Raw genomic sequence first — 26,705 nt, 5'->3', positions numbered from 1 at the left:
GTTGTGATCGACCGCCGCCGTCACCGTGCAAACGGGTCGGCGAAACGGGGATTGGTCAGCAATTCCCGGTCGGTCAGGGTTTTCAAAAAGGCGATGATGTCGGCGCGTTCAGCGGGCGACAGGTCGATGGCGGCGATCAGGTCGCTTTTGTGCGGGTTCAGCCGCCCATCCCCGGCATCGGGGCCGGCGGCCGTGACTCGCCCCCCGGCGGCGTAATTGTCCAGCACCTGTTCCAGGCTGGCCACGCCGCCATCATGCATGTAGGGGCCGGTGACCTCGACATTGCGCAGGCTGGGGGCCCGGAAGGCGCCCCGGTCGGCCTGTTTGCCCGTATGTTCAAACAGGCCCTCATTGCCCAGCGGATAGGCGCCCTTGCCGTCAATGTTGAACTGCCCGGTATTGTGGAAGGGCAGATCGACGACACGGCTTCTCACATGCCGGACCTGGTCGTTGAAATTGAAGCTGCCATGGCAATGGAAACATTCCGCCTTCTCTCCGAAGAACAGGGTCAGCCCCCGTTCCTCGGCCGCATTGAACGCCGCCTCCCCGCGCAGATACTGGTCATAGCGAGAATTGAAGGAGGTGATGGCGCGCTCGAAGCTGGCGATGGCCTTGATGATCGTGGCGAAACTCACCGGCTCCCCCGGATAGGCTCCGGCGAACTCCGCCTGATAGACGGGATCGGCCGTGATCCTTTGCAGGATTTGCCCCCGGTTGGCATCATTGACGCCCATCTCCACCGGATGCTCGCCGAACAGCGGCACCTCCATCTGCCGTTCCAGGGTGACCAGGGCCGGATTGGCCCAGGTCAGGGTCGGCGCCCAAGCGACGTTGGCCAGCCCCTGCGGATTGCGGGCCGTCGCCTCCCCCGTTGTGCCCAGCCCTAGCACCCGGCCATCGGTGAAGGCCTTGTCCTGACGGTGACAGCTGGCACAGGAGAGGTTGCCGCCACCCGACAGACGCACGTCGTAGAACAGGCGGCGGCCCAGCTGGAACCGGGCCTCGCTCATCGCGTTGTCGTCCGGCACCACGGGCGGCGGCACATCGGCCGGCAGGTCCCAGACCCAGGCCGGTTCCGCCGCCGACACCGGCAATGCCACCAACAGCAGCAGGACCGCCAGCAGCCGCCTCATGGCCGCACCGCCTTGACGAAGCGCTGCCCGTCCGGCAAGGGCTGCCCGCCATCGCCGGCCCCTTCCGCCGTGGGCTTCAGGCGCAGGCCCATGGTCTGGAAGATGGCGGTGCAGTCGGGATCGGCGGGACCACTCATGCAGCCCACAGCCCCACCGCCATCGCGCGTCAGGTCGGTGCCCGCGAACAGCGCCTTCAGGTCGATCTCGATCACGCCGCGCGCCGGATCGAACCGGTCCAGCCGCACGGGAATGCGGTTGGATGCGGTGCAGGCCACCGCCTCCCCCTTGACCGGGTCGCCGGCACAACCGCTGGACCCCAGATGCAGGTTCCAGGCGCCGGTCGGCGCGCCATTGGGCCGCTGGACCCCACCCTGGGGCAGCAGTTCGATCTTGATGAATTTGCGCCCCGCCTGCCAGCTCCAGCCCATCGCCGTCAGGTCGAATGGGGCCGGGGCCTGCTCATAGGGGCCGTGGTTCAGGGGCGGCGGCATACCGATGGTGAAGGCGATACCCTTGTAATCGCCAGCGGGGGCCGTGCCGGTGATGCGGTCGTTACGCTCCGGCGTGCCGGTACAGCCTTCCGTCGCATCCTCGAAATCCAGCAGGGCTGTGCCCTGATACTGCCAGGCATTCTGGCCCAGCGTCACCGGCACCGACCGCCCCGCCTTGTCGATCAACGCCACCTCCGACACGAACAGCCGCGCGTCGCGCAGCCGCACGGGCACAGGGGCCAGGCCGACAATGTCCCGCCCGCACGCGGCATCCATGGCAAAGCGCAGGGCAACGGGCCGGTCACCCTTGGGCGGCGGTGCGGCGCAGCCGGCCAGCACCAAAGCAAGCAACACGGGGGCGATCCGCCGCCCCTTCATCGTGGTCAGCATGGCTCATGCCCTCTCTCAGAAACGCAGGGTCGCGGTGGCATTCACGCTGCGGCCCTCCTCATAAGTGAAGGTGTCGGCCTGCGCCTGTTGGTAGGTGACGTAAGCCTTGTCCAACAGGTTGCTGACGCCCAGGTCCAGGCGCAGCCAGCCCTGATCCCAACTGATCCCCATATCCTGCACGACATAGCCGTCGCGGCGGCGCAGGACTGTGGCGTCGCGCTGCTGCTTGTCCACGAACTGGGTGGCACTGATGGCGCGCCAACCCTGGCCCAGATCATAGGCCAGCGTCAGCACGGCCTTGTCCGGCGGCGCGAACAGGCCGGCCCCCGTCGCCTTGTCCTTGGCCCGCAGGCGCGACAGGGCCAGCCCGGCATCCAGCGGCCCGATGCCATAGGTGATCTCCACCTCCGCCCCTTCGCGTTCCGCCCGCGACACATTCTGGCTCTGAAAGATCAGGCCGGTGCCGACAAAGGGGGCTTGGCGGACATAGGTGCCGACGGTACGCCGGTCGATCAGGTCCTTCACATCCTCCGTGAACCAACTGGCCTTGACGCGCAGCACGTCGCCGTCAAAGGCCAGATCGGTCAGGTTCAGGCTGCCGCCCAGTTCGTAATCCTGGCTGGATTCCGGGCGCAGGCTCGGGTTGGGCCGGAAATTGAACAGGGCCTGACGGGTGGACAGGTTGCTGAACGCCTCCCCGAAGCCGGGCAGGCGATAGCCCTTGCCGTAGGCGCCATACAGGCTGACAGCAGGATTGATCCGCCATTGCAGGCTGACTTTCGGGGTCAGCCGGTCTTTGTCGGTCTTGGTCTGGCCCTTGGGCGACAGGGTATAGCTGTCATAACGTAGCGCCCCTGTCAGGGTCCATTGCTCGGCAATGCGCAGTTCATCCTGAACGAAGCCGGCAATGGTGCCGGCCTTGCCGTCGGGATTGACGGCATTGGGCGCACCACCCGTACGGTCCCTGTACCGGTCCTCATACCCGTCAATGCCATAGGTCAGGCGATGCGACAGCAATGATCCGGTATCGAAACGGTTGCTGTTCTGCAGGCTGCCGCCCCGCGTCTCCACCCGGATGGCCGTGGGGGATACGGGTGTCGCCGCCCGGCTTTCGGTATCGATATGCAGGTCGTTGTAATAGGCGGTGGCGGTGGCATCCAGCCAGTCATCCCGGCGCAGCACCAGATTGGCAACCGCCTCCTCCTGATCGCGCTTCAGAAGCTGGCGAAGCTGGAAGGCATTGTTTCCAGAAGGATTGTTCGGACCCAGCAGATGATCGTCCTGGCGCTTGTAGGACAGTTCGATCCGGCTGTCCTGGCCGAAATCATAGGTGCCCTTCAACAGGCCGGCATAAAGCCGCCCATCGTTCAGCAGGCTGCCACCGTCACCCGTTTCGATATCGTTATAATTGCGGTAGGTGCCACTGGCGATGATGCCGGCCCCGTCCACCTTGGCGCCCGCCGTCAGGTTCCCCGACAGGCTGTCATTGCCATCGCGATAGCCGACGCGGATGCGGCCACCTGTGGTCGCCCCGTCCTTCAGCACGTCTTCCGGGTCCAGTGTCTTGAAGGCCAGCACACCGCCCATGCCACCGCTGCCATAGGCAGCCGACGCGGCCCCGCGCACCAGTTCCACCCGCTGGATCATGTCAGGATCCAGGGCCAGCGGGCTGTAGACACCGCCGGCATAGTTTCGCCGCGCCCCGTCCACGGACAGGATGATGCGCGCCCCACTCTGGCCCCGGATGGCGGGGATTTGCCCCGCCGGGCGCGGGCCGCCGCCGAAATTCAGGCCCGGCACCCGACGCAGTACGGTGGCGAGATCATTCGCCTGCGCATCCTGGAACTGTGCCGCCGTCACGACGCTGGCCGATGCCGGCACATCCAGAAGGGGCACGGGGGTGCGGGTGGCGGTGACGATAATCTCGTCCAGCATGTCCTGCGCCTGGGCGGGAAGGTCCAGCGCCATCAGGGACAGGCCGGCCAGCAGCAGGGCTCGGCCGGAAATTCGCATTTTCATTATCGGTCTTTCTTGTTCAATGGGCCTGAACGGGCATGGCGATGGCATAGCCGGCGCGATGCAGGCTGCGGCCCAGCGCTTCGGCAAAGGCCTCACGTTCGTCAGGCGTCAGGTCGGCAGCAAAGCACAGGCGCTTTGACCGGCTGTGCAGTTCCAGGCGGCGGCAATGGCCGGCGCCATCGCGCACCCGCACCAGCCGCAGCCCGAACAAAGGCAGCGTATCGGCACAGCCCGGCCCGCCCTTCCATTGGCGTTCCAGGCGCAATTGCCCGCTCTCCACCACCACCCGCTCCGACCGCTCCCGCGCCCGGCGGACGGAAATGAAGGCGGCCAGCAGGAAGACAAAATTGCCGGTCAGGAACAGGATCGCCCACCACAGGCCAGCAGCCATGAAAGCCAGGTCGATCAGACAGACAATGGCCAGGGTGACCACCAGGAAGGTGGAAAAGCCGCGCTCCCCCAGGGAGGCTGGCGGCGTGATGATGGCATCGAACAGGGGCCGTTCCGCCTCCGCCTCTGTGGCGGTGGCAAACGGCAGCGACATTCCAGGGGTCATGATGTATCCCACTGTCGGAAGATGAAGCGGTTCCCCGCCCATCCCCCTTGGGATCAGGCAGCAGAACCCCGATGCGGCGACAGAGCGAACCTGGGTGGCGGTCCCCGCGCATGGGCACCGTCGAGGCGGAACGGGGCCGGATCTTTGCCGGTCAGCGATATCGGTGTGAACGGCACCCAGATAACGGGCACCGATAGGGTGGGCCCCGTCACCGCGCCCAGATTGGCGAACCCGGTTGCCGCGAACAGGCACGGTGCCTCGGCATGCGCGGCATGGTCGCCTTGCCCACCGTCGAGTGACACGGTGCGTTCGCCCTGCGGGGTGCAGATGGTGATCAGCGATCCGGCATTGGCCGCGAAATCCGGCATGATGCCGGGGGCCAGCAAGGCGCGCAGGGCAAGCGCCAGCAGCAGCAGCCACGCCATGGCCCCGCTCACCGCCCCCATCCCTTGCTGTCGCCCGCTGCCGATCATGCCTCTCTCATAAAGCCGGTTCGTTGTGGTCGCCTTGCGGCAGGTCAAGCCGAACGCAGCTTTCGCCAGCCGGCATCGAACGCCAAAACCATCAGCAGGCTGGCCCCGACCATGGGGAACAGGATGGACAGGCCGACAATGGCGGGCCAGAAGCCCCAGGGGATGCGCCGGCCCGCCAGATGTTTCGGGGCGCCGACACCGCTACCGACCGGGCGGCGCTTCCACCACATGACCACACCCGTGACGACCGTCATCACGATAAGCAGGCAGGAAGTCAGCCCGATCAGTTGGTTCAACAGCCCGAACTGCCGGCCCATATGGGTCATGGTGTTCCATTCGACGACCTTGCCCAACGGGCTGTACCGGTCCCAGCCGATATCATCCAGCACCTGACCAGTGCTGGGGTCGATATAGAGTGTACGCTGTTCCTGGGCCCGATCCGGGATCATGGAGGCCATGTAAAGCCCCTCCGGCCCCTGCGGATAGAACAGGCGCAATTTCGGCCCGGTCACGCCACGCTCGGCCAGCATGGCCATGACCTGATCGATGCCCACCGGCCCGTCCCCGCTACCGGCCGGGGGCAGCGCATTGCGGACGGCCCAGGGGATGTCGCGATTGTTGGGATCGTGCGGCGGGCCGGCGTGATCCTCCTGCGCGCCGCCATGGCCGGCGTGGGGATCGACCGATCCCTTGCGCGGTGGTTCCGCCCCGAAATTGGGCGTCGGCGCCGTGGCCGCCGACAGGGTACCCAGACTGGCCAACTGCCCACCCCAGAACCCGGCCCAGGGCAGTCCCGACAGGATCAGGAAGGCCACCAGAACCACATTCAGAAAGGCCGGGACCGCATGCAGGTCGCGCCACCAAAGCCGCCCCCTGGCCGTCAGACGTGGCACCAGCGTGCCGCGCAGCGTCGCCCGTCGCGGCCACCACAGGAACAGGCCCGTCACCAGCAGGACAAAGGTCCAGCAGGCGGCCAGTTCCACCAGCCAGTCGCCGACCGTGCCGACCATCAACTCCCCATGCAGATCGCCAATCACCGTCATCAGACGGCGGTCCGTGCGGATGCTGCCCTTGATGGTCAGATCATAGGGATCGACGAAGAAGGTGCGGGCCGGCCCGTCCGGCATCCTGACCGTCCATTCATGCGCCTTGGCCGGGTCGCGACCGGGGATATAGCGGGTGATCCGCCCACCGGGCACCGTGGCCAGCACCGCCGCTTCCTGCGCCGATGCCGACTGCATCGCCGCCTGCGGCGTCACCTCCATCAGATCGGCATAGACGATGCCCTCAATCTCCCGGTCAAAGAGATAGAGGGCACCGGTCACCGCCAGCATCAGCAGGATGGGGGCCACGAACAGCCCGGCATAGAAATGCCAGCGCCAGACGGAACGATAGAGCGCTGCCCGCCGCTGCCCCTGTTCAGTGGCTTGCGCCACAATATCCATATCAGGATTGCTCATGGCCCCTGCCCCCCTTAGAACCGCACCGTACCGCGCAGCGCCACCTGACGTGGGTCGCCCGGATAGACGGCCAGCGCCGTACCGGTGCCAGTGAAGTAGCGCTTGTCCAGCAGGTTGCTGGCCGTCAGGTCAAAGTTCCAGGCCCCAATGCTGTAGCCCAGGCCGGCATCGACCAGGGTATAGGCCTCCAGCACCTTGGGCCCCGCATTGACCAGCGACCGGCTGCCAACATGCGTACCGCCCAGGCGCAGCTCCAAACCCTCCACCGGCAGGGCGATCCGGCTGTTCAGCGTGGCCTGGAAACGCGGCGTGTCGGCCAGGCGGCCTTCGTCACCATCATTGCTGCGGACCACCTCTGGGTCCATGAAGGCGGCACCGGCCTGCAGGGTCCAGCCATCGACCACCGACACCTCGCCCTCGATCTCCAGCCCGCGCACGCGGGCTTCGCCATTGCTGATCTGAAAATCGGGATTGTTCGGATCGGTGGTCAGGTAATTGGTGCGGCGGATATCGAACAGCGCGGCGCTGAACCGTACGCCGTCGCCGGCATAGCGGATGCCCAATTCCTTCTGGTTCGATTTTTCCGGATCGAATGGTGTGCCGTCCGCCGACCGGCTGCCCAGCACATTTTCCAGATCAAAGCCGGTATTATACCCGCCATAGACCGACCAGGCGTCTGTCAGCCGGTAGGTGGCGCCCACCTGCCAGGTAAAACCGTCAATGGAGGATTTATCGACGGCACCGTTGTAGACAGAGGTGTAGTCAATCCAGCTCTGCCGCGCACCCAGCACCATATCGAGCCGGTCGGTGAGACCGATCAGGTCCTGGAAATAGACAGCATGTGTATCGGCATCGCCGACACTGGCAAAGGCGAAGGTGCGGGCCGGTTGCACGCTGTCAAAGGTGTAGTCGGGGCGCAGGACGTTGATATTCCCGACATTGGTCAGGTTATATTGCAGGAAGTCGCTGCGTTCGGCCCCGAACTCGTACCCGCCCAAAATCTTATGGGTCACGGCACCCGTCGCGACGGTCCCCGACAGGTCCAACTGGGCGATGTAATATTCATCATCCTCGGCACCGGTGCGGCCATTGCGGGTCAGGGTGACATTGTCGGCCAGCATGGGGCGGACGCGGGTCTGCAGGAAGCTGGAATTGAATTCCTGATATTGCAGGCGTGGTGTGACGGTCCAGCCGCCCCCCAGATCCACCTCTGCCCAGGCCTGAACCAGGGGGGCATCCGCATCCAGATACCCGACATCCGGTTCACCCAGGAACAGGCTGCGGGCCAGCGGCTGCACGCCATTGGACTGGATGGTACCGATGACCGGCAGGCCGGGATTATTCAGTGTCCGACGCTCGATATACTCGGCCACCAGATGGGCCGATACAAACTCCGCCGGCTTCCAGGCCAACGACAGCCCGATATTCTCGCGGTCCATGTCCTGGAAATCCACGAAGGTGCCGGACCGTTCGATCTCCCCCGTCAGGCGGGCGGACAGGGTGTCGGTCAGCGCACCGGTAATGTCGAAACTGGCCAGTTTCTGATCATCGCTGCCCAGCAGGACGGACACGCTGCCGGCGAGATTTTCCTGCGGTCGCTTGGTCACCATGCTGATGATGCCGCCGATGGCGGAATGACCATAAAGCACGGCGGACGGGCCCTTCAGCACCTCGATCCGCTCCACATTCGACAGGGCCGAGGGGTCCACATCCTCGTAATAGCGCTGGCGGATGCCGTTGCGCATCTGATCGGCCGCAAAGCCTCGCACACGCAGGCTGAAGCTCTGATAGCGGGCCACGCGGCTGTTGCCGACGCTGGCCGACGGGACGGCGCGCAGCGCGTCGCCCACACTGCGCACACCGGCATCGGTCAGTTCCTCGGCCGTCAGGACCTGCACCGACTGCGGCACCTTGGCCAGCGGGATTCCCGACTTTTCACCGAAATCACCGCTGATCTTGGTGCCGGTGACGATGACCTCGTCCGTCAGGTCCTTGGCGGGTTCGGCCCAGACAGGCAGGGAAAGGCAAAGCGAAGCAGCACCGGCCAGCAGGCGGCTGCGGAATTGGATAGACATGATGAAACCATGAATTCACAAGGCTCCGGCATCCCTTTCAACGGGAAACCGGCAGCGGCGTGCCGAGGCGGCACTGATCAGCGGGGCAAGGGCCCCTTGCTAAGGGTGGTCAGGCCGCCACAGGCGGGCCGCGCGCCGCTGGTGGGCGGCAAAGCCATTGCGGGCCACCCGTCAGCGACAGGGGGATGCCCTGCCGCAACCGGCGCGGTGGCAAGGCGACGAGCAGCAACACAAACAGCAGCAGCGGCGACCAGGTGCCCAGCATGGCGAAGGCGCACAGCCCATCCTGATGCGTGTCCGCCGGGGCCGTATTCTCGTCGTCCACCGGCACCACCCGCTCCCCGATACTGGAACAGATGACCAGGAACCCCTGCCCGTCCGCCGCATCGAAGTTCGGCATAAAGCCGCCGGGGATCATGCCGCGCAGCAGCAGGGCGCAGAACAGCACCATGCCGGCCAAGTGCCGCATGCTGAACAGTCCGGTCCTGAGTACGCGCGTTTCCATTCGCCCCTTGTGACGGCAACGGTTCGCCGGGTCAATATTTGACCGCTGCGGCATTTGCTGCCTTATGCTGCAAGCCTGTGATGGCTGCGCTGTCGGCGGTCGGACAGCAGACCCCGCGGCCATTCCAGACCCACCCTGCCCAGGGCATAGAAGGGCACCCAGCATAGCCCCGGTCGCCTGCGCGCCGGCTACCCCCAGCGGCGAGAAGTGGCATACAAGAAACTGAAAGGTAGAGCGTGTTTCCGGTCAACGGAAATACGCATTAATCAGGACCACAGGTTCTGATTAATGCGGACGGCTATCATCAGGAACGGGGCCGGCCCGGCACGATCATCCGCACCCGGTCCGCCTCATCGTCGCTGCCGGTGACGATGGTGCGATAGCCGCCACCGGGATCGACGCGGACCACGACATGACCGTCGCGGCTGGCCATGCGCCGCACCAGCCGGCCCATGGTCTGTTCGGCGGCAGGCGACAGGCCGGTTGCATAGATCGCCCGGGGACCGGGATAGATCCGTTCGTTGAACAGTTGCTCCAGGGTGGAGATGCTGGGATGCGCCGCGTGCCAGGCTGAAATGATCCAGACCCGGGCCGCCAGCGTCCGCACCATGGCGGGGCCGGCGGCATCGAACATGCCGTGATGGGGGGCGACGGCGACATCGACAGGCCCGGCGACAGCCGACGCCGGGGACAGCGCATCCATCCACGGCCGGCCGCCGCCATCGGCCCAGTCCGTCAGGTCGCCACCGTGGAAGTATCGGAACCGGCCGCTGGACAGCCTTATCGCGGTGGAGCAGGAATTGACATTGGGATGGTCGCCGTGGGCCAACTGGTCGCGCGGGGGGAAAACGGCACGCACGGCCTCGCCCTCACCGGTCCAGACGATTCCCTTGGCGGCCAGATTGCGCACGGCGAACAGGGCGGGGTCGCCGCCATGGCAGGGGCAGATCTGCTGGCCGCTGCCCGCCTGAAACCGCTCGACATGGCCGCCGCGCGCCGCATGGTCGCGGATGAAGGCTACGTAATTCTCCGACGCGTCCTTATCCTCGAACGGCGGATAGCCGTAATCGGGATAGTCGGGATCGATGATCCGGGCCACGGGCAGCAGCGACGCCACCTCCGCAACGCCCGTCAGCCGATAGGGGCGGCCGGGCGCCTGGGGCGTCTCGTCTCCCACCCCGCCAATATGGTCTGGATGCAGATGCGTCACCAGCAGCATATCCAGCCCCTTGTGCCCCGTATCGGCCAGACGTCGGGCGGCATAGCGGGCGATCCATTCGCCCGCCCGCCGCTGCGGTCCCGGCCGGGCCGGCAGCATGGCGGGATCAGGCTTGGCGCTGGCCCCGGCATCGATCAGCAGGCTGGTCCCATCGGGGCCGATGACCAGCGTGGCATCCCCGCGCCCCGTGGCGATATGGTGGATGTCCAGCAGGCCCGGCCGCCAGGGCGACAGCGGCTCCCCCACCCGGTCGACCCCGGCGGTGTTGGACAGGACCGGAACCGGGGCGGCAGCGACCGCCGCCAGCCCGGCCAGGATCGCGCGGCGCGTCAGGAATGGCATGATCAGAAATCCCAGGTCAGGCTGACGCCGAATGTGCGCGGTTCCCCCAGATATTCGGCCAGCACCGTCTGGGTCGACGGGGTCAGCAGGTAATCCTTGTCCAGCAGGTTGCGCACGAAGGCCGTGATCCGCCAGGGCCCGTCGGCGGGCGACAGCCCGACGGACAGGTTGACCAGATCATAGGCCCGTACCCGCAAATTGGGATCGGCAGACGCGCCGGTGAAATAGCCCGAGGTGCGGGAATAGACCGCCGTACCCGACAGCGCCCCCCAATCGCCCAAGGGTGCATCGACCATGGCCGACAGGGATATCTTGTGACGGGGGGAGGAACTGAGCGGATTGCCGGTATAGACGGCCCCGCCGGGAATGATGAAATCATCATAGCGGGTGTCCAGCAGCCCATAGCTGCCAGCCAGCGTCAGTCCTTCGACGGGGATCACGCGCGCTTCCAGTTCCACGCCCTTGGACGTGGCCTCGGCGGCGTTGGTGATGGTCAGGATGCGGGTCAGATTGTTGAAGAACAGTTCCTGCTTGTCGGTGTAATCCATGCGAAAGGCGCTGGCATTCAGGCGCAGCCGCCCGTCCACCCAGTCGCTTTTCACGCCCGCCTCGACATTCTCCACCTTTTCCGGATCGAACGGGCGGGTCAGCGCCGACAGCGTGGCGGCGTCGGTATTGAAGCCGCCGGCCGTATAGCCGCGCGAATAGCTGGCATAGGCCAGGAAATCGCGGGTGGGTGACCAGCGCAGGATGGCGCGCGGCGTCACCTCGCCCCACGTCGCCGTCAGACCTTCCGCCGCGAAATTATTGGCGGGTCGCAGCAGGTCGCTGCGCGCCAGCGATGCCTGCTTGCGGTCATGGGTATAGCGCACGCCCGCCGTCACCGAGAGATCGGCCGGCAGGTTCAGCGTGCCGTCGGCGAAGACGGCCAGGCTGCGACTGTCGACGCGCTGGTCGGCCGTCTGGTGGGTGACCAGCGCGCCGGTGCGGGCCGCAAAGGCCTGGGTGCGCAGTAGCCGCTTGGCCACCTCGTCCAGGTAATAGGCGCCGACCAGGAAATTACCTTGCTCCCATAGCGGGCTGGCAAAGCGCAACTCCTGAGAAAAGGCGCCGACATCATCGGCATCGTCGCTGACCAACTGGCTCTGCGTGCCCGTCAGGAAGCTGTAATTTGCGCCTACATTGGAATAAAGCTCGCCGGTCTGCGCATGGCGATAGGCGGTGATGGCGGTCGCCTGTCCACCCATCACATCCCAATAGAGCCGAGCCGAGCCGCCCTTCTGCGTGCGGTCGAAACGCTGCGCCACGCCCAGTTCCGAGGTGCGGCGGTTGCCATCGTCGCCAGCGGCGATGGAGGACAGGGTGCGCCCGCCATTGCCATCATCGCCGTAATCGGCGGCCAGAAGCAATTCCAGGTCGGGCGACAGGCGCAGCCGGGCCTGGGCGCGCAGGTTGGCGCTGTCCAGGTCGTCCTGTTCCCGGCCCGTCAGCCGGTCGCGACCATAGCCATCATGCCGACGCCGGGCCCCGGCCAGACGGAAGGCCGCATCCTCACCCGCCGGTACATCCAGCAGCCCCTCGGCCGCGCGGGCCTGATAATTGCCGATGGTGCCGCGCAGCCGGGCCGCCAGCTCGCCATATTCCGGGCGGCCAGTATCCAGCAGGATGGCGCCGCCCGTCACGTTGCGGCCGAACAGCGTGCCCTGCGGCCCGCGCAGCACCTGGATGGAATTCAGTCCGAACAGCTCGAAATCGGCGGCGCTGTTGCGCGGCACGAACACATCATCAACGACGATGGCCACCGGCTTGTTGACGCCGATCTGGGTGAAGGTGTTGCTGGCGCCCCGGATAGCGATGGTCGGGCTCGACTGGTTGAAGGCGGAGACCAGCAGGCCCGGTGTCACGCGTGAGATGTCGCGCAGCCGTTCCAGCCGCAACGCATCGACGGCACCGCTACCGAAGGCCGTCACGGCCACGGGCACATCCTGGCCGCGTTCCGCGCGGCGCTGCGCGGTCACCAGAATCTCCCCCAATTCCAGTCCCCCACCATCGGTCTGCGCGCGGATCGGCAATGGCTGTGGCTGGATGATGATCGCACCGGTCGCTGCATCCACCCGCCAGGACAGGCCCGACCCCGCCAGCAGCGCGGTCAGCGCCTGTTCCAGGCTGGTGGCGGCATTGACGCCCTGGGTCTGGCGCCCGCGCACCAGATCGGCCGGATAGAGGATTTCCCGGCCACTGTCGCGGCCCAACTGGGTCAGCGCCAGGTCAAGCTCCTGGGCCGGAATGGTGATGGGCGGCATCTGCCGGTCCTGCGCCATTGCCGGCCCACCGGCCAGAAACGCCATGGCGGAAATACCCGCCAGGATATGGCGGCGAAGGGAGCGACGAAAATCGGGGCTCATTGCAGATCCTTTGAACTATCGACCATTCCCGGTCATGTCATTGTCAGGAACGTCGGCCCGGATCACTCCCTCAGCAGAATTTTTTTGTTATTTTTATTACAGTGCTTTGGGTTTCAATATTGGGTTTCCTTCCTTTGTCCGCTCCATCTCCAACGGGAACAGTTCCGTCATCAGGCGGGCGAAGCGCTGGGGATCGCCGACGCGGAAGGTGCCGCTCAGCCGGTGGCGGCCCGTGGCACCATCGGCCAGCAGGATCGGCCGGCTGGCATAGCGGTTGATCTCAACCACCGCCTCGGACAAGGGAGTATCCTTGAAGGTGATCAGCCCCTCGCGCCAACTGGTCAACGTGCCCACATCGTCCGTCCTCACCCGCACCGGCTCGCGCGGTGCCGCGACCAGCACCTCGCCCGCCGAAAGGGTCTCGACCTGCGGTACGACGCCGGGCGGCAACCGTGCTTCGACCCGCACCGTACCTTCCAGCATCGACACCTGCACACGGGCAGCGTCCATGCGGACATCGAAGATGGTGCCAACGGCCGTGATGGTCCGGTCGCCCGCCTCCACCCGGAACGGGGCCGTGCGGCCATGCGCCACCGTGAACAGAGCCTGCCCGCGCAACAGCCGCACCGTGCGCGTGGTCTCGCTATAGGCGACCTCGGCCTGGCTGGCAGTGTTCAGCACCATCACCGATCCGTCAGGCAGGGTGATGGTCGACCGCTCGCCCACGGCGGTGGCATAGCGGCCGGTCTCTGCCAGGGTGGCCGTCGCCTCGGCAACCGGCTGCGCCGGCTGCCCGCTCTGCTGCGACAGCAGCCAGCCGCCTACGGGAAGGGCCAGCAACAGCACCGCCGCCACGGCAGCCAGCGGCGGACGGTACCGGGCCAGCGGTTCCGGCCGGGCGGCCAGGGCGGCCCGGCGCAGGGCCATGATTTCCGCATCCGCCGCATGGGCGGCCAGGATCGCCAGCGCATCCTGTGCCGCGGCCAAGGCTGCGGCATGGGCGGGGTCCGCCGCCAGCCAGTCATCAAGCTGCCGGGCCCGCGCCGGGGTCAGGCCCTGTTCGGCCTCCAGCGCCCAGCCCGCGGCGGCGCTGGTGGTGGCGTCGGCGGGGGCTGACGGCTGACGGTAATCGTTTCTCATAATGACCGCCCGGCGCGAGCCGCCAGATGGGCCAGCGCCTTCAGCACATGTTTCTCGACAGCACTGACTGAGATACCCAGCCGCCGCGCGATCTCCGCGTGGCGCATATGCTCCAGCCTGGCCAGCACGAAGATATTGCGCGTGCGCTCCGGTAATTCCAGCAGCCCGGCCAGCACCAGCCGCAATTCCTGACGTCCCTGCGCCACCTGATCGGGTGCCAGGTCGGGCACGGCGTGATGCTGATCGTCATAGGTGTCGTGGGCATTGCTCAGCCGGACATTGGCCCGCCGCTGTTGATCGACGGCAACCGACGCCGCCGTTTCGAACAGGTATCCTGCGACATTCTCCATAACGGCCAGACCGCGCCGGCGCGACAGCCGCACGAATACCTCCTGCGTGGCATCCTCCACCTCATGCACCGACAGGCGCCGGCGCAGGAAATAGCGGCGCAACGCCGGCCGGAATTCCTCCGACAGGCTGGCGACCAGGGCCTGGTCAGCCATCTCCGCTTGCTGGGGTTTCGCCATGATCCTCTGCGCCGCCGGCCACCGTGAAGGGGATATTCCCTGATCAGGAACGTTGCCGGCACATTGATCCTCATCATCGCCAACAGAAATATATGCTTGGTGCACATAATCATTCTGAGGTCTGATGCAGAAGATTGCCTGGGGCCGGCCCCGGTTCTCTTGGGCGGGGCGTGCGTTCAGGCGCCAGCCGTGCCTATGCCGCCTCGTCCGATCACACGGCGTTGCGCGTGATGCGAATCCCCAGTTTCTTCACCCGATGCCACAGGCTTCGTTCGGTGATGCCCAGACGGTCAGCGGCGCGGGCCTGGATGCCGCCGCATTCGCGCAAGGCCCGGGTCAAAATCTCCCGCTCCACCCGTTCCAGTTCCTGATCCAGGTCGGCGGGCAGGGACTGCAACCCGGGTTGAGCCAGTTGCGGCCGGTTTTCAAACAGATAGGGCGGCAGATCCCCGACCTCCACCACCGGCCCCTGAGCCACGATGACCGCCCGTTCAATGCAATTCTGCAATTCCCGGATATTGCCTGGCCAGCGATAGGCCTCCATTGCGGTCAATGCCGGCTTTGAAAGACCCGTCAGACGCTTGCCCATGGAACGGGCGTAACGGGACAGGAAATGGGTTGCCAGGGCCGGAATGTCGCCCGTCCGATCCCGCAGGGCGGGGACAGTGATGGGGAAGACATTCAGCCGATAGAACAGATCCTCACGGAAATTGCCCTTTTCGGTTTCCCGGCGCAGGTCGCGATGGCTGGCGGCGATGAAGCGGACATCGACCTTGATGGACCGGGTGCCTCCCACCATCTCGAACGTCTGCTCCTGAATGGCGCGCAGCACCTTGGCCTGCAAGGCCAGCGGCATATCCCCGATCTCGTCCAGGAACAGCGTGCCGCCATGGGCCAGGGCGAACCGTCCGTCACGCGCCGCCACGGCCCCCGTGAACGCCCCCTTCACATGCCCGAACAGCTCGCTTTCCATCAGGTTCTCCGGGATGGCGGCACAGTTGACGGCAATGAAGGGCTTGTCGCGGCGCTGACTGTTGTCGTGGATGGCCCGCGCGATCAGTTCCTTTCCGGTTCCGCTTTCGCCATGCAGCAATACGGTGGCCCGGCTGTCGCAGACATCGGTAACCTGTTTCAATACCTGCTGGAACGGGGGGCTGGCGCCGATCAGGCTGCCGAAATCGAACTTGTCGCGCAGTTCCTGGCGCAGACGGCGATTGTCGTCTTCCGCATCCCGCAGTTTCAGGGCGCGGGAGATGGTGGCAACCACGTCATCCATCTCGAACGGCTTGGCGATATAGTCAAAGGCGCCTTCGCGGATCAGGGCGACCGCGTCACGCACCGAGGCATAGGCGGTCATGATGATGACGGGCAGTTCGGGGCGCGCCGCCTGCAGGCGGTTCAGCAAATCCCGGCCCGTAGCCCCCGGCATGCGCAGATCTGTCAGGACAAGCCGTACCCGGTTTTCGTCGAGGAAGGACAGAGCGGCGGCGACGCTGTCCACGGCATGCGCGTCAAGGCCGCGGGCCTGCAGCCCGGCCGCCGTCACTTCGCCCAGGCGCGCCTCATCATCGACGATCAGGATCAACCGCCCCTCCTTCGTCCGGTGGCGCCGATGGCAAAATCAGGGTGAAGCAGGTGCCTTTGTCGGCCACGCTGTCGAAGATCACGCTGCCGCCATGCTGTTCCACAATATGGCGCACGCGCGCAAGCCCCAGTCCGGTGCCGCGCGGCTTTGTCGTCACGAACGGGTCGAACAGGCGATCATGGATTTCCGGATCCACACCCCGACCGGTATCCGCGATATGGACCGAAACCTTGTTGCCTTCGCGTTCCACCTGAGTAGTCAAGGTGCCGCCATCGGGCATGGCGTCCATGGCATTCAGGATGATGTTCAGGAACACCTGATGCAACTGCTCGGCATCGGCCTGGATGATGAAGGGGCCGGGGGGGCCAGGGCTGACCACCTTGATACCCCGCTGTTCCAGGTCAGGGGCGGCGAAGGCCAGGGTATTCGCCAGTTCCGCCGCCACATCCACCGGCCGTCGTTGCAGGGTGCGGGGGCGGGCAAAATCCAGCAGATCCTGCACCAGATGGTCGATGCGCCCCACTTCATCCAGGACAAACCCCACCAGTTTTTCCCCCTCCGGGGGCAGGTTGGACTTCATGCGCAGGACCTGGCTGGACGTCTTGATGATGCCCAGCGGGTTGCGGATTTCATGCGCCAGCACGGCCGCCGCCTCTCCCAGGGTGGCCAGTTGCTCACGCCGCCGGACCTGCGCCTCACGCTCCCGCATCACTTCCAGTTGCGAGGCCATGGCGTTGAAGCCGGCGGCCAGTTCCGTCAGCTCGCCGCCGCCTTGGACGGGCACGCGGGCCTGGAAATCCCCCTCCCGCACGCGACGCAAGGCGCGGGTCAGGCGTACCATGGGCTGGGAAATCAGCTTGGACAGGGATAGCGCCACCAGCAGGGCGACTACGGCCGCCACGCTGGCCATGGCCAGGAACAGGGGCAGCGGGCGTACATGTGCCAGAAGTGACAACTGGTTCGCCACACGGCAGGAGACGACCCCCACCAGCCGTCCGTCCAGATCGCGCAGGGAGGCGAAGCCGGCAGCCAGATGTTCATCGTCGGGCTGCGCCGCGGCAAAGCTGCGCGCACCGCCCGACAGGGTGTCCAGCACCCCCGGCGGCAGCGGCTCGCCGGTGCCCAATTGTACCGCCTGACCATCGGCGACAGCATAGACCTCGATCACCAGGCCGGGGATGCTGTCGGCCATGTTGATCATGGTCCCGTCCCAGCGGTCACCGACGAAGGCGTAATAGCGCTTGCCATCCCGTTCGAACCGCTGCGATGCCCCCATCAGCAGGCGCGGCCGCCCGTCCTCGTCCTTGAAGGGGAAGAATCCGCTCTGCTCCCCACGCGGCAGCCAGGCGCCATCGCCCACGGGCCGGTTGGCAAACAGCACATGCCCGTCATTGTCATAGACGACGACGGCGTCATAACCGACGGAGGTCAGCAGATGGGCTGACAGGTCGATCAGGCCCCGGTCCAGGCTGCTGCTGGCCATGCCCAGATTGGCGGCTACGATGCCGGCGGCCTGCCGCGCCTCCATCTCGTCATCGATGGATCGTTCGGCAAAGAAGGTGGCCGCCTGCACCAGCCAGCGTTCCATATTGTCGGCGAACGCGTTGGAGATGATGTCGGCCGCGATGTAGCAGGCGATCAGGACAGGCAGGGCGCCCACCGCCACAAATGCGATGGCCAGGCGCCGGCGCAGGCGCATGTCGGGCAGCAGCGATCGGCTGAAATCCCCCAACGCCAGCTTCATGCCGTTTCCTCCGCGTCGGGAGTCAGGCGGGCCCGCAACTCCGGGTCCCAGCGATCGAAGGCCAGCCACGGCGCCAGCCGCCGCGGCAGGCCATTCAACGGCCGGATGCGGCAGCGGACATGGATGGAGGAAGGAACAAGCATGCTGCCGAACCGAAGCTTGGACGCGTAGGCGGTCTGTCCGGATTGTAGCAGGCGGCGTCCGGTTTGCAGCGCAAAACGCACATTCTCCATCCAACTGATGGCATAGAGATTATGGTCGCGCGCCAGCGGATATTCCATGCCCAGAAACTTGTCGATCACCCGGTCATCGCCCAGCAGCAGCAGATTGAACGCCGCCAGCCGGTCACCGATCCAGTATAGGACGAACCGCGCCCGGTCACCGAGCGCCGCCGGCACATCGCGGAAATAACCGGGCGGCAGTTCCTCGAACTCTCCATAATGCAGGGTGGAATGGGTGCGGGTGCTGTCATACAGCGCCTCGATCTGCGGCAGCAGGTCAGCGGCCGCTGCGCGATGTTCGATCCGCACCACGGGGCCCGACGCCTTCAGCTTCCGCCGGATGTCCTTGCGGGTGCCGGCTGACAGCCGGGCCAGATAGGCCGCTTCCCCCGTCACGCCATCCAGGTCCAGGGCGGCCACCGGCAGGCTGTTGATTGCGGTGAACCCGCCTTCCGCCAGCAGGGGGGACAGCCACGCCGCCTCCGGCCCCGCCACGTCCTTGAAGGCCAGCAGCCGCGCCTTGCGGCGGGTGGCTTCGCGTTCCAGCAGCGACAGGAAAGCCATGGTGGCCCACAGCCGCTGTTCCGCCGACAGGCCATGGCGCAGGGCGACGGGGCAGCGCTCTGTCAATGCCGATCCCACCCCCAGCAGCCGCCAGACCATCAGCCCAGGCAGCCAGCGGGACAGTGCGCGCGCCAGCCCGGCGGCCCGCCCCGTCTGGAACGGCGTATCCAGCCGGTATTCCATGTCGAACAGGGGGGCGGCCATCATCAACCCGTCTGCGTCCATGACGGCTGCGACGGGGGTACCGCAGGCCTTCAGATAGGCCCAGCCTTCGGCCTCTCCGGGAAAGCAGGCATCCCATTCGGCTTGTGGCAGACGATCGATGCAGGGCAGGACCAGGGCGCGCAGTCCAATGTCATCCGCCATTGGCCACCTTTGCCGGCAACGGTGCCTGCGCGGGCTTGGAATAGGCGTCGGCGGCGAAACCGGCCAGGAAGCTGTTGACGCGGGCGGCCACCAGATCACGTTGCCGATCGACGGTGACCAGATGATAGCTGTCATCCAGCACCATTGCCTCTGCCAGCCCGCCCAGATGCCGCAGCAGGTGGAAGCTGTTGGACAGATTGGCGAAATCATCATCCCGGGCATGGACCAGCAGTGTCGGCTGACGCACCTGCCCCATGCGGGGCTTCACATCGGCCGTCAGGCGCCACATCTCCCGGATGGCACCCGATGGCGTGGACAGAAGCCCGCCGGCGGCACTGTCGCCACTGTGCATGGCGCGCACGACGGCCGCGCGGATACGTTCATCCTTGATGCCATAGGGCGGTCTTTCCACAAACGACAGGCGCGGCCCGATGGGTGTGTGGATCAGGATGCGCAGCAGAAACCCGTACCAGGGGATGGACCAGCCATCATAGCGCAGGGTGGGGGCCAGCATGATCACGCCCTTCACCCGATCCGGCTGCATCGCCCCCAACCGCGCCGCCAGCAGCGCGCCCATGGACAGGCCGCCCACGATGATGCGGTCGCAATCCTGTTCCAGTCGCGTCAGCCCCTCCTCCACGCTGGCGTACCAGGATTGCCAGGATGTGGCGGCCAGTTCCTCTGCCGTGCCGCAATGGCCGGCCAGATGACAGCAGAAGACATCCGCCCCGGCATCCCGCGCCTTGCGGGCCAGCGGCTTCATCTCCACCGGCGTGCCGCCCAGCCCGTGGATCAGCAGCAGGCCCACGCGCCTGCCATTGATGCCGCTACCGGTCATATGGATGCTGCGATCGATCGTCATGTCGGCCAGGTCCTTTCCCGCGCCATGTCATCGGCCATCGCCAGGATGCGCCGGTTGGTCGTGTCATTGATGGTGCGCGTGCGGGCGGGGTCATTCACCGGCACGGCCGGCCGGTCGGTGGCCGACAGGAACCAGCGGAACGGGTCACTGAACAGTGGCGGGGAATAGTCGCCGCAGACATCCATACCCAGCAGGCGCCGTGTCCGGGCCAGTTGCTGGATCAGGCCCAGCACGGCGTCCAGCTTCATCCCCCCCTGATCCCAGTTGGTGATGGCCTCCGCTTGGGTCAGCACATCCTTGTCCAGCGACACCCAAAGCCCGCCCGGCGGCAGCCGCCGGTCTAGATCGTCGCAGAATTCCTGCCAGTCTGCCTGTTCCAGATTGCGCCAGTGGATGGCGCCGTTGCGCGTCTCGCAGCCCGGGCCGTTCACCGGCCGCCCCCAGACGCGGCTGGGATCGGCGTGCCAGGGATGCACTTCCAGCCGTCCGGACCGCACGGCCGCCAGATTGGCGAACTGCCATTGCGGGCGCACGAAATCATCGCTGGCCGGGCCGATGGTGACGATGCGCTGCACCGCCTTGTTCTCCAACGCCCGGTTCACCCAGGCCCCGCAATTCCAGGTGGCGGGAAATCCCGTCCAGTCCGGGTGATTGTCGAAATGCAGGACGCTGACCGGCTCCGTCACCTGTTGCAGGAAGAAGGCGGCCAGGTGGTGATAATCGCCCGATCCGTAGAAGATCAGCGGTGCCGCCCCCGGTGTCGGTCTGAAAGCATCATCAATCCGCACCCGCAATGATCGCAGATTCCGGCTTCCGGCCACGATGCGCAGGCGCTGCCCCAGGTCGCGGGCGGTCACCAGCACAGCGTCGCCATCGCGCACCCGGCGCGACAGGGCCGGCTGCTGCGTCAGCGATCCGTCCAGGTCCAGCACCAGGCACGGCACCATGCCAGACATCCCTTATTCCGCCGCCGCCGCCGCGACCGGGCCGATGGCTCCGGCCAGCCAGTCCCGGAACAGCGGGGTCAGATCGGCAAATCCTGTGAATGGCACATGCGGAATGGCATTTTCGCGGCAATGCGCGGCCAGCTTGCCCTTGGCAAAGACCTGATCAGCCGATCCCGCCCCACAGAAATCCGACCGTCCGTCACCGATCAGGACCGTCAGCCCGCCGCCCTTGCGCTGCCCGGCTTCCAGGCAGGCACATTTGCAATTGCCGGCAGCGGTGGCGCATCCCGCATTGGCATAGGGGAAGGTCAGGCGCCATTGGTCTTCGCCCACCGGTTCCATGCGGTTGGACATGACGGGGGCCCGCACGCCCAGCCGGCGCATCACACCGCGCGCCACCACGTCCAGCCCGTCCGACAGGATGGTGAAGGGCAGGCTCCATTGCCGGCACAGATCGACAAAGCCGATGAAGCCCGGATCGACCGCGATGTCTGCCACCATGTCGGCCAGGGTCTGGGGCGTGACGCGCAGCAGCGACACCTGCCGGGCCATGCATTCGCGCGACCCGATTTCCCCGCGTTCCCAGGCCTCTTCCACCGCGTGCCATTCGGGCAGGGCGAAACGGTCAAGGATCACATCGGTCGTGTCGGCGGCGGAAATGGTGCCGTCGAAATCGATATAAAGATGGGGAAGCGGGCGCATGGGGCCATCCGTCCTGGCATTCACGTCATGCTCACTTCCGCAAGGCGCATGCCATGGCTGCCAATGGCGGATTTCCGCGCCCGCCCGGTCCGATGTCTCCCCAAAGCTACAAAATGCGGGCTACAAAATTTGTAGCTTCCCCCCGGATGCGAAGGGGCGTTTCCCGCCTCGCCACCTGTGAAAGGCCCGGAAATGTGGGAAGTCCGCCACGGCTTACACGCTGGCACAGCCGATGCACTGTCGCTGCACGGGCCCGGTCACGAACCGGCCCCCATCTTTTCTTTCGCAGGTGTCGCAGCATGACCCAAAGCTACTGGCAGCCCGACCGTTACCGCCGCAGCGCCGCCCTGTTCGCCAAGGCCCGCAACATCATTCCCGGCGGTGTCAACAGCACGGCACGCGCAACCTGGGCCGGGTGGGACCCGCACCCGCTTTTCATCGATCATGGTACCGGCTCCCGCGTGACCGATGTCGACGGCAATGAATATATTGATTACCTGCTGGGCCTGGGCCCCATGCTGCTGGGCCATCGTCCGCCCGCCGTCACCCAGGCCGTGGTGGATCAGATCGAACGGCGCGGCACCGTCTTCGCCCTGCCGGCGGCCGACGAAACGGTGCTGGCAGAGAAGATCAACCGCGCCATCCCCAGCATGGAACGCGTCCGCCTGTGCAATACCGGCACGGAAGCCGTGCTCTACGCCATCCGTCTGGCCCGCGCCTATACCGGAAAAGCCAAGATCATCCGGTTCGAGGGCATGTATCACGGCTTCTCCGACGGGGTGTACTGGAGCAAACATCCCAATCCCGAAAGTGCCGGCCCTGACCGCACCCCGCGGCCCGTGCCGCAGGGTCCTGGCCTGCCGTCCGGCATTTCCGACAGCCTGATTATCCTGCCCTGGAATGATGTGCATGCCCTGCGCGAGACGTTGCAGCGCGAAGGCGACAATATCGCCGCCATCATCACCGAGCCCATCATGTGCAACACGGGCTGCATCCTGCCGGAGAACGGCTATCTGGACGCCATGCGGACGCTCAGCGAGCGTCACGGCGTGCTGCTGATCTTTGATGAAGTCATCACTGGTTTCCGCATCGCGCTGGGCGGGGCACAGGCCCATTACGGCATCACGCCGGACCTGTCGGTCTTTGCCAAGGGGTTGGGCGGCGGCTTCCCCGTCGCCTGCATGGGCGGCCGGGCCGACATCATGGCCCTGGTCGAACAGGGCCGCGTCTCCATGGCGGGCACCTACAACGCCAATGGCATCGCGGTTGCCGCCGCCAATGCGGCGCTGGATGAACTGGCCCGGCCGGGGATGTATGAACATCTCTACGCCGTCTCCGATCGGCTGCGCGAAGGATTGACGCGGGTCATCCGTGACTTGCGCGTGCCGGCGCATGTCGTCGGTCTGGGACCAGTCTTCCAGGTGTGGTTCTCGCGGGAGCCGATCCGTCATTACCGCGACGCCGCCCGCCATGCCGACCACGACGCCTTCCGCCTGTGGTGGGAGGGGATGTTGAACCGCGGCGTGATGTTCCATCCGGGTGCTTACGAAAACCTGTTCGTGTCCTTCGCCCATTCGGTGGATGACGTGGACCGCACCCTGGCGGCTGCCCGGGAAACCCTGGCCGAAATGCTGGTCAGCTGAACGGGTCCGGCATGTTGAAGCGTCTGGCTCTTCTGACCGTGCTGCTGGGTGGCACGACCCTGGCGGCACGGGCGGGAGCCCTGGCCGACCTCCTGGTCATGCCGGACATAGCCCTGTCGGCAGGGCCGGGTCTGGTCATTTCCCCGCAATATCCCGGCGGCACCGGTGGCCACCTGCAGCCCTATCCCTATATCGACGGTCATATCGGCGATTATATCAGCTTCGACAGCCAGGACGGTGTCCGCCTGTCCCTGTTGAAGAAGGAAGGGCTGGAAGCAGGCCTGGCCGCCGGTTACCGGGCGGGGCGGGGCACGCATGACATGCCGGAGACGCTGCAGTCCCTGCACGGGGTGGAGGAGGCGGTGACGCTGGGCGCCTTCGCCAGCTACAACATCGGGCCGTTTTCGCTGGATATCCAGGGCTTGCGCGATGCGGTGCCCGGCAAAAGGCGGCTGATGCTGGAGATCGACGCTGATATCAGCATCCCTTTCGGCGATCCGGCCGACCGCCAGGGCATCTCATTCGGCCCCTATCTGCAACTGGCCAATGGCGGCTACCAGCAGGTCTATTTCGGCCTGGATGCCGAACAGGCGGCGGCAAGCGGCCTGCCTGCCTTCCATCCGGGGGGCGGGGCGCTGATGGCCGGCGTCAATCTGGACGGTTCCCTGCATCTGGCGGGCCGCTGGTCGTTGCGGGGTTTTGCCAATTGGGGCCGCCTGCTGTCGGATGCCGGCCGTTCCCCCCTGGTTCGCCAGGGCGGGTCAGCCGATCAGTTCACGGGCGGTCTTTTCTTTGTCTACGATTTCTGACGGGTGCCATGTCGAACCTGGCGATCATCCTCTGGCTTCTGAACATGGCGCTGGATACCGGCGGGCAGCTTGCCTTCAAGCAGGCGGCCGGTGTCCCCGGTGACGGGCTGGACCGCTGGCGCGCCATGGCCCGCCAGCCCTGGCTCTGGATGGGCATCGCCTGCTACGCCGGTGAATTCCTGGCCTGGACGGCCTTCCTGTCGACCGTTCCCCTGTCGCAGGGGGTGTTGCTGGGGTCCATCAACATCATCATCGTCATGGTCGCGGGCCGGCTGTTGTTCAACGAACGGCTGAGCCGCCTGCGGGTGGCCGGCATCACCATGATCGCCATCGGCGTGGCCTGCGTCGGCCTGGGCGGGGGGGCATGATGCGGCGCTGGATCATTGTCGGCTTTGCCTTCCTGCTGGCCTTCGACGTGCTGGCACAGCTTGGCTTCAAGCTGGCGGCGGAAGCGGCATTGCCCGTCGCAGCCGATCTGGGCTGGCTGCTGCGCCTTCTGGCCCATCCCGGTGCCTATATGGCTGTGGCCGGATATCTGGGGGCCTTCTTCACCTGGATGTCGCTGCTGAAGCACGCACCCATCGGCCCGGCCTTCGCCGCCTCGCATCTGGAAGTGGTGGCCGTCATGCCCTTCGCCGTTCTGCTGTTCGGGGAGACGATCAGCTGGCCCCAGATGCTGGGGGCGCTCGCCATTCTGGCCGGTATCCTGTGTCTTGCCCTGGACGAGGGTCATGCCGCCACACCTGAACCATGACACCTGGCACGAATTGCCGCCCACGGCGGGCCTGCCGGTCGGCTGGCAGGACCTGCTGGCCGGATTCGGCGCGGCCAAGGGCGGCTTTGCCGTAGCGGCCGCGCGTTTCCTGGGCGTGGATGAACTGCTGCTGACCTGTTCGGGTACGGCGGCCCTGGTGCTGGCCCTGAAAACCCTGGCGCGCGACAGCGCCCGACGGGATGTGGTGGTGCCGGCCTATACCTGTCCGCTGGTGGCCATTGCGGTGGCCCATTGCGGATTGCGGCTGGTCACCTGTGATCTGGCACCAAGTGGCATTGCCATGGACGTGGGGCACCTGGAACGGCTGGTCGGGCCGCAGACCCTGGCCGTGCTGCCCACGCATCTGGCGGGCCGGGTGGTGCCGGTGGACCCGGTTTGTGCCCTGGCCGGACGCCATGGCGCCTTCGTCATCGAGGATGCGGCCCAGGCCTTTGGTGCGATGCAGGACGGGCAACCCGTGGGCACCCGCGGCGATATCGGCTTTTACAGCTTGGCCGTGGGCAAGGGCCTGACCCTTTATGAAGGCGGCCTGCTGCATGCCCGCGATCCTGCCCTGCGCCAGGCCCTGGCCCGCACCGCGACCGACATCCTGCGGCCAGCCCCGTTCATGGAGCTGCGCCGCTGCCTGGAACTGGCGGCCTATGCGCTGTGCTATCGGCCGCGCCTGCTGCCGCTGGTCTATGGCAGGCCACTGCGCCGTGACCTGCGCCGGGGTGAAGCCATCGCGGCGGCGGGGGACCATTTCGGGTTGGACATCCCGCTGCATAGCGTCGGGCGCTGGCGCCAAGGCGTCGGACAACACAGTCTGACCCGGCTGTCTGCCTTCCTGGATGCCAGCCGTGACCGCGCCGTAATGCTTCGCGATCAATTGGCCGGGATCAAGGGCGTCACCGTTCTGGACGATGCGCCGGGCGCGCAGGGTGTGTGGCCGTCATTGCTGCTTCAGCTCCCCGACAGGACGGAACGTGATCGGGTGCTGTCGGCCCTGTGGGGGGCGGGCCTGGGTGTTTCGTGCCTGTTCACCCACACCTTGGCCGACTATCCCTATCTGGCCGGCATCGTTCCCTACAGCCCCAGCCCCCGCGCGCGCCGGTTTGCCGCCACCAGCCTGCTGGTCGGCAATTCCCCCTGGCTGCGGCACGGAGATGTGGACCGGATCATGGCCGTATTGGTCGGGCGGGGAGAGACGGACTGAACTGAACCGCGCCGGGATTGTCGGCGGCAAAAGTTCGTGAGTCATGACCTCAATAACTTGGGGGGCAATCTCTCCGCCCTCGGGCAGCACCAGAAGGCCTTGCAGGCAACCCAGAAGGCCGTCGATCTTTACACCAAGCTCGCGGACAGAAACCCGGACGCCGTCCTCCACGATCTGGCGCGATCTCTGCCAGTCCTCGGTGACATTCAAAAATCTGACGGAAGTAGTGAGGATTTGTTGACAGCAGTCGCTTCCTATCAGCAAGCGGCGAAGATCCTTCGCCGCTATTACGCGGCCCACCCTTCCGTCTTTGAAGGGCTGTGGCAGGCCAATCCCCGAGGTTTAGTGACGACAATGCAGGAAGCAGATTCTTCTGATGTAGAAATTGCTGCCGTGCTCACAGCACTTGGCGTAGGGTTGACCGTCAGCGCGTAGCGCGCTTCCACTGTGCTTCCACGTTGGTTGCCGCTTCCGCGCCGCAGACATCAAAAAGGCCAGCAACCGATCACGTCCCCGTGCGTGGTGTAGGAGCGGCGTTGTCATCGCGCTCTCCGGCT

Annotated in this window: 24 protein-coding genes; 6 read left to right on the top strand and 18 right to left on the bottom strand. The window is 66.0% G+C overall.

What is annotated here, in order from left to right; translation table 11 throughout:
- Positions 1-20: 20 nt before the first annotated feature.
- The 18 genes from ACODTW_RS17425 to ACODTW_RS17340 all read right to left on the bottom strand — a co-directional run bounded on the left by ACODTW_RS17425 (position 21) and on the right by ACODTW_RS17340 (position 21,726).
- On the bottom strand, positions 21-1,133 hold the full coding sequence (locus ACODTW_RS17425) for an MbnH family di-heme enzyme (RefSeq protein WP_488947329.1): 1,113 nt from the start codon (positions 1,131-1,133) through the stop codon (positions 21-23).
- Positions 1,130-2,014: an MbnP family copper-binding protein gene (locus ACODTW_RS17420; RefSeq protein WP_488947328.1), complete on the bottom strand. Its 885-nt coding sequence runs from the start codon at positions 2,012-2,014 to the stop codon at positions 1,130-1,132. The genes ACODTW_RS17425 and ACODTW_RS17420 overlap by 4 nt, the downstream gene beginning before the upstream one ends.
- Positions 2,015-2,029: 15 nt before the next feature.
- Entirely contained in the window at positions 2,030-4,033 is a 2,004-nt protein-coding gene (locus ACODTW_RS17415) for a TonB-dependent receptor domain-containing protein (RefSeq protein WP_488947327.1), read from the bottom strand.
- 16 nt (positions 4,034-4,049) lie between these two features.
- Complete coding sequence (locus ACODTW_RS17410) at positions 4,050-4,589, bottom strand: DUF2244 domain-containing protein (RefSeq protein ID WP_488947326.1); 540 nt, start codon at positions 4,587-4,589, stop codon at positions 4,050-4,052.
- A gap of 53 nt (positions 4,590-4,642) precedes the next feature.
- Positions 4,643-5,026 carry a DUF2946 family protein gene (locus tag ACODTW_RS17405; RefSeq protein ID WP_488947325.1) on the bottom strand — a complete coding sequence of 128 codons (384 nt, stop codon included), beginning with the start codon at positions 5,024-5,026 and terminating at the stop codon, positions 4,643-4,645.
- An 80-nt stretch (positions 5,027-5,106) separates the two neighbouring features.
- Positions 5,107-6,522, bottom strand: a complete 1,416-nt coding sequence (locus ACODTW_RS17400) for a PepSY-associated TM helix domain-containing protein (RefSeq protein ID WP_488947324.1) — start codon at positions 6,520-6,522, stop codon at positions 5,107-5,109.
- Between the two features lie 14 nt (positions 6,523-6,536).
- Positions 6,537-8,597 carry a TonB-dependent receptor gene (locus ACODTW_RS17395; protein WP_488947323.1) on the bottom strand — a complete coding sequence of 687 codons (2,061 nt, stop codon included), beginning with the start codon at positions 8,595-8,597 and terminating at the stop codon, positions 6,537-6,539.
- Positions 8,598-8,706: 109 nt separating this feature from the next.
- Positions 8,707-9,066, bottom strand: a complete 360-nt coding sequence (locus ACODTW_RS17390) for a hypothetical protein (RefSeq protein ID WP_488947322.1) — start codon at positions 9,064-9,066, stop codon at positions 8,707-8,709.
- Positions 9,067-9,406: 340 nt separating this feature from the next.
- Complete coding sequence (locus ACODTW_RS17385; protein ID WP_488947321.1) at positions 9,407-10,663, bottom strand: ComEC/Rec2 family competence protein; 1,257 nt, start codon at positions 10,661-10,663, stop codon at positions 9,407-9,409.
- A gap of 2 nt (positions 10,664-10,665) precedes the next feature.
- Entirely contained in the window at positions 10,666-13,068 is a 2,403-nt protein-coding gene (locus ACODTW_RS17380; RefSeq protein WP_488947320.1) for a TonB-dependent receptor, read from the bottom strand.
- 96 nt (positions 13,069-13,164) lie between these two features.
- Positions 13,165-14,208, bottom strand: a complete 1,044-nt coding sequence (locus ACODTW_RS17375) for a FecR family protein (protein WP_488947319.1) — start codon at positions 14,206-14,208, stop codon at positions 13,165-13,167.
- The gene (locus ACODTW_RS17370) at positions 14,205-14,711 is read right to left on the bottom strand and encodes an RNA polymerase sigma factor (RefSeq protein ID WP_488947318.1); all 507 of its coding nucleotides are present in this window, start codon (positions 14,709-14,711) and stop codon (positions 14,205-14,207) included. Before ACODTW_RS17370 ends, ACODTW_RS17375 begins: the two co-directional genes overlap by 4 nt.
- Positions 14,712-14,946: 235 nt before the next feature.
- On the bottom strand, positions 14,947-16,320 hold the full coding sequence (locus tag ACODTW_RS17365) for a sigma-54-dependent transcriptional regulator (protein WP_488947317.1): 1,374 nt from the start codon (positions 16,318-16,320) through the stop codon (positions 14,947-14,949).
- Entirely contained in the window at positions 16,301-18,064 is a 1,764-nt protein-coding gene (locus ACODTW_RS17360; RefSeq protein ID WP_488947316.1) for a sensor histidine kinase, read from the bottom strand. Before ACODTW_RS17360 ends, ACODTW_RS17365 begins: the two co-directional genes overlap by 20 nt.
- Positions 18,061-19,215, bottom strand: a complete 1,155-nt coding sequence (locus ACODTW_RS17355; RefSeq protein WP_488947315.1) for a GNAT family N-acetyltransferase — start codon at positions 19,213-19,215, stop codon at positions 18,061-18,063. Before ACODTW_RS17355 ends, ACODTW_RS17360 begins: the two co-directional genes overlap by 4 nt.
- Entirely contained in the window at positions 19,205-20,077 is an 873-nt protein-coding gene (locus tag ACODTW_RS17350) for an alpha/beta hydrolase (protein ID WP_488947314.1), read from the bottom strand. The genes ACODTW_RS17355 and ACODTW_RS17350 overlap by 11 nt, the downstream gene beginning before the upstream one ends.
- On the bottom strand, positions 20,074-21,024 hold the full coding sequence (locus tag ACODTW_RS17345) for a hypothetical protein (RefSeq protein WP_488947313.1): 951 nt from the start codon (positions 21,022-21,024) through the stop codon (positions 20,074-20,076). Before ACODTW_RS17345 ends, ACODTW_RS17350 begins: the two co-directional genes overlap by 4 nt.
- Positions 21,025-21,036: 12 nt before the next feature.
- Positions 21,037-21,726 (bottom strand): HAD-IB family phosphatase, encoded by a 690-nt coding sequence (locus ACODTW_RS17340; RefSeq protein ID WP_488947312.1) that lies wholly within the window; start codon positions 21,724-21,726, stop codon positions 21,037-21,039.
- Positions 21,727-22,025: 299 nt separating this feature from the next.
- Between ACODTW_RS17340 and ACODTW_RS17335 the strand changes: the two genes are divergently transcribed.
- From ACODTW_RS17335 to ACODTW_RS17310, 6 genes are read left to right on the top strand one after another with little or no spacing between them, the layout of a single operon-like run.
- On the top strand, positions 22,026-23,369 hold the full coding sequence (locus ACODTW_RS17335) for an aspartate aminotransferase family protein (protein WP_488947311.1): 1,344 nt from the start codon (positions 22,026-22,028) through the stop codon (positions 23,367-23,369).
- 11 nt (positions 23,370-23,380) lie between these two features.
- Positions 23,381-24,178, top strand: coding sequence for a MipA/OmpV family protein (locus ACODTW_RS17330; protein WP_488947310.1), 798 nt, complete (start codon positions 23,381-23,383; stop codon positions 24,176-24,178).
- A gap of 8 nt (positions 24,179-24,186) precedes the next feature.
- Positions 24,187-24,546: an EamA family transporter gene (locus ACODTW_RS17325; protein WP_488947309.1), complete on the top strand. Its 360-nt coding sequence runs from the start codon at positions 24,187-24,189 to the stop codon at positions 24,544-24,546.
- Positions 24,543-24,932, top strand: a complete 390-nt coding sequence (locus tag ACODTW_RS17320; protein WP_488947308.1) for a DMT family transporter — start codon at positions 24,543-24,545, stop codon at positions 24,930-24,932. Before ACODTW_RS17325 ends, ACODTW_RS17320 begins: the two co-directional genes overlap by 4 nt.
- Entirely contained in the window at positions 24,910-26,148 is a 1,239-nt protein-coding gene (locus tag ACODTW_RS17315; RefSeq protein ID WP_488947307.1) for an aminotransferase class I/II-fold pyridoxal phosphate-dependent enzyme, read from the top strand. Before ACODTW_RS17320 ends, ACODTW_RS17315 begins: the two co-directional genes overlap by 23 nt.
- A 36-nt stretch (positions 26,149-26,184) precedes the next feature.
- Complete coding sequence (locus ACODTW_RS17310) at positions 26,185-26,583, top strand: hypothetical protein (protein WP_488947306.1); 399 nt, start codon at positions 26,185-26,187, stop codon at positions 26,581-26,583.
- Positions 26,584-26,705: the final 122 nt, after the last annotated feature.

The organism is Niveispirillum sp. FG148 (assembly GCF_057809655.1).
Note: the sequence above shows the minus strand (reverse complement) of the source record. Positions and strands in the feature narration are given on the sequence as shown.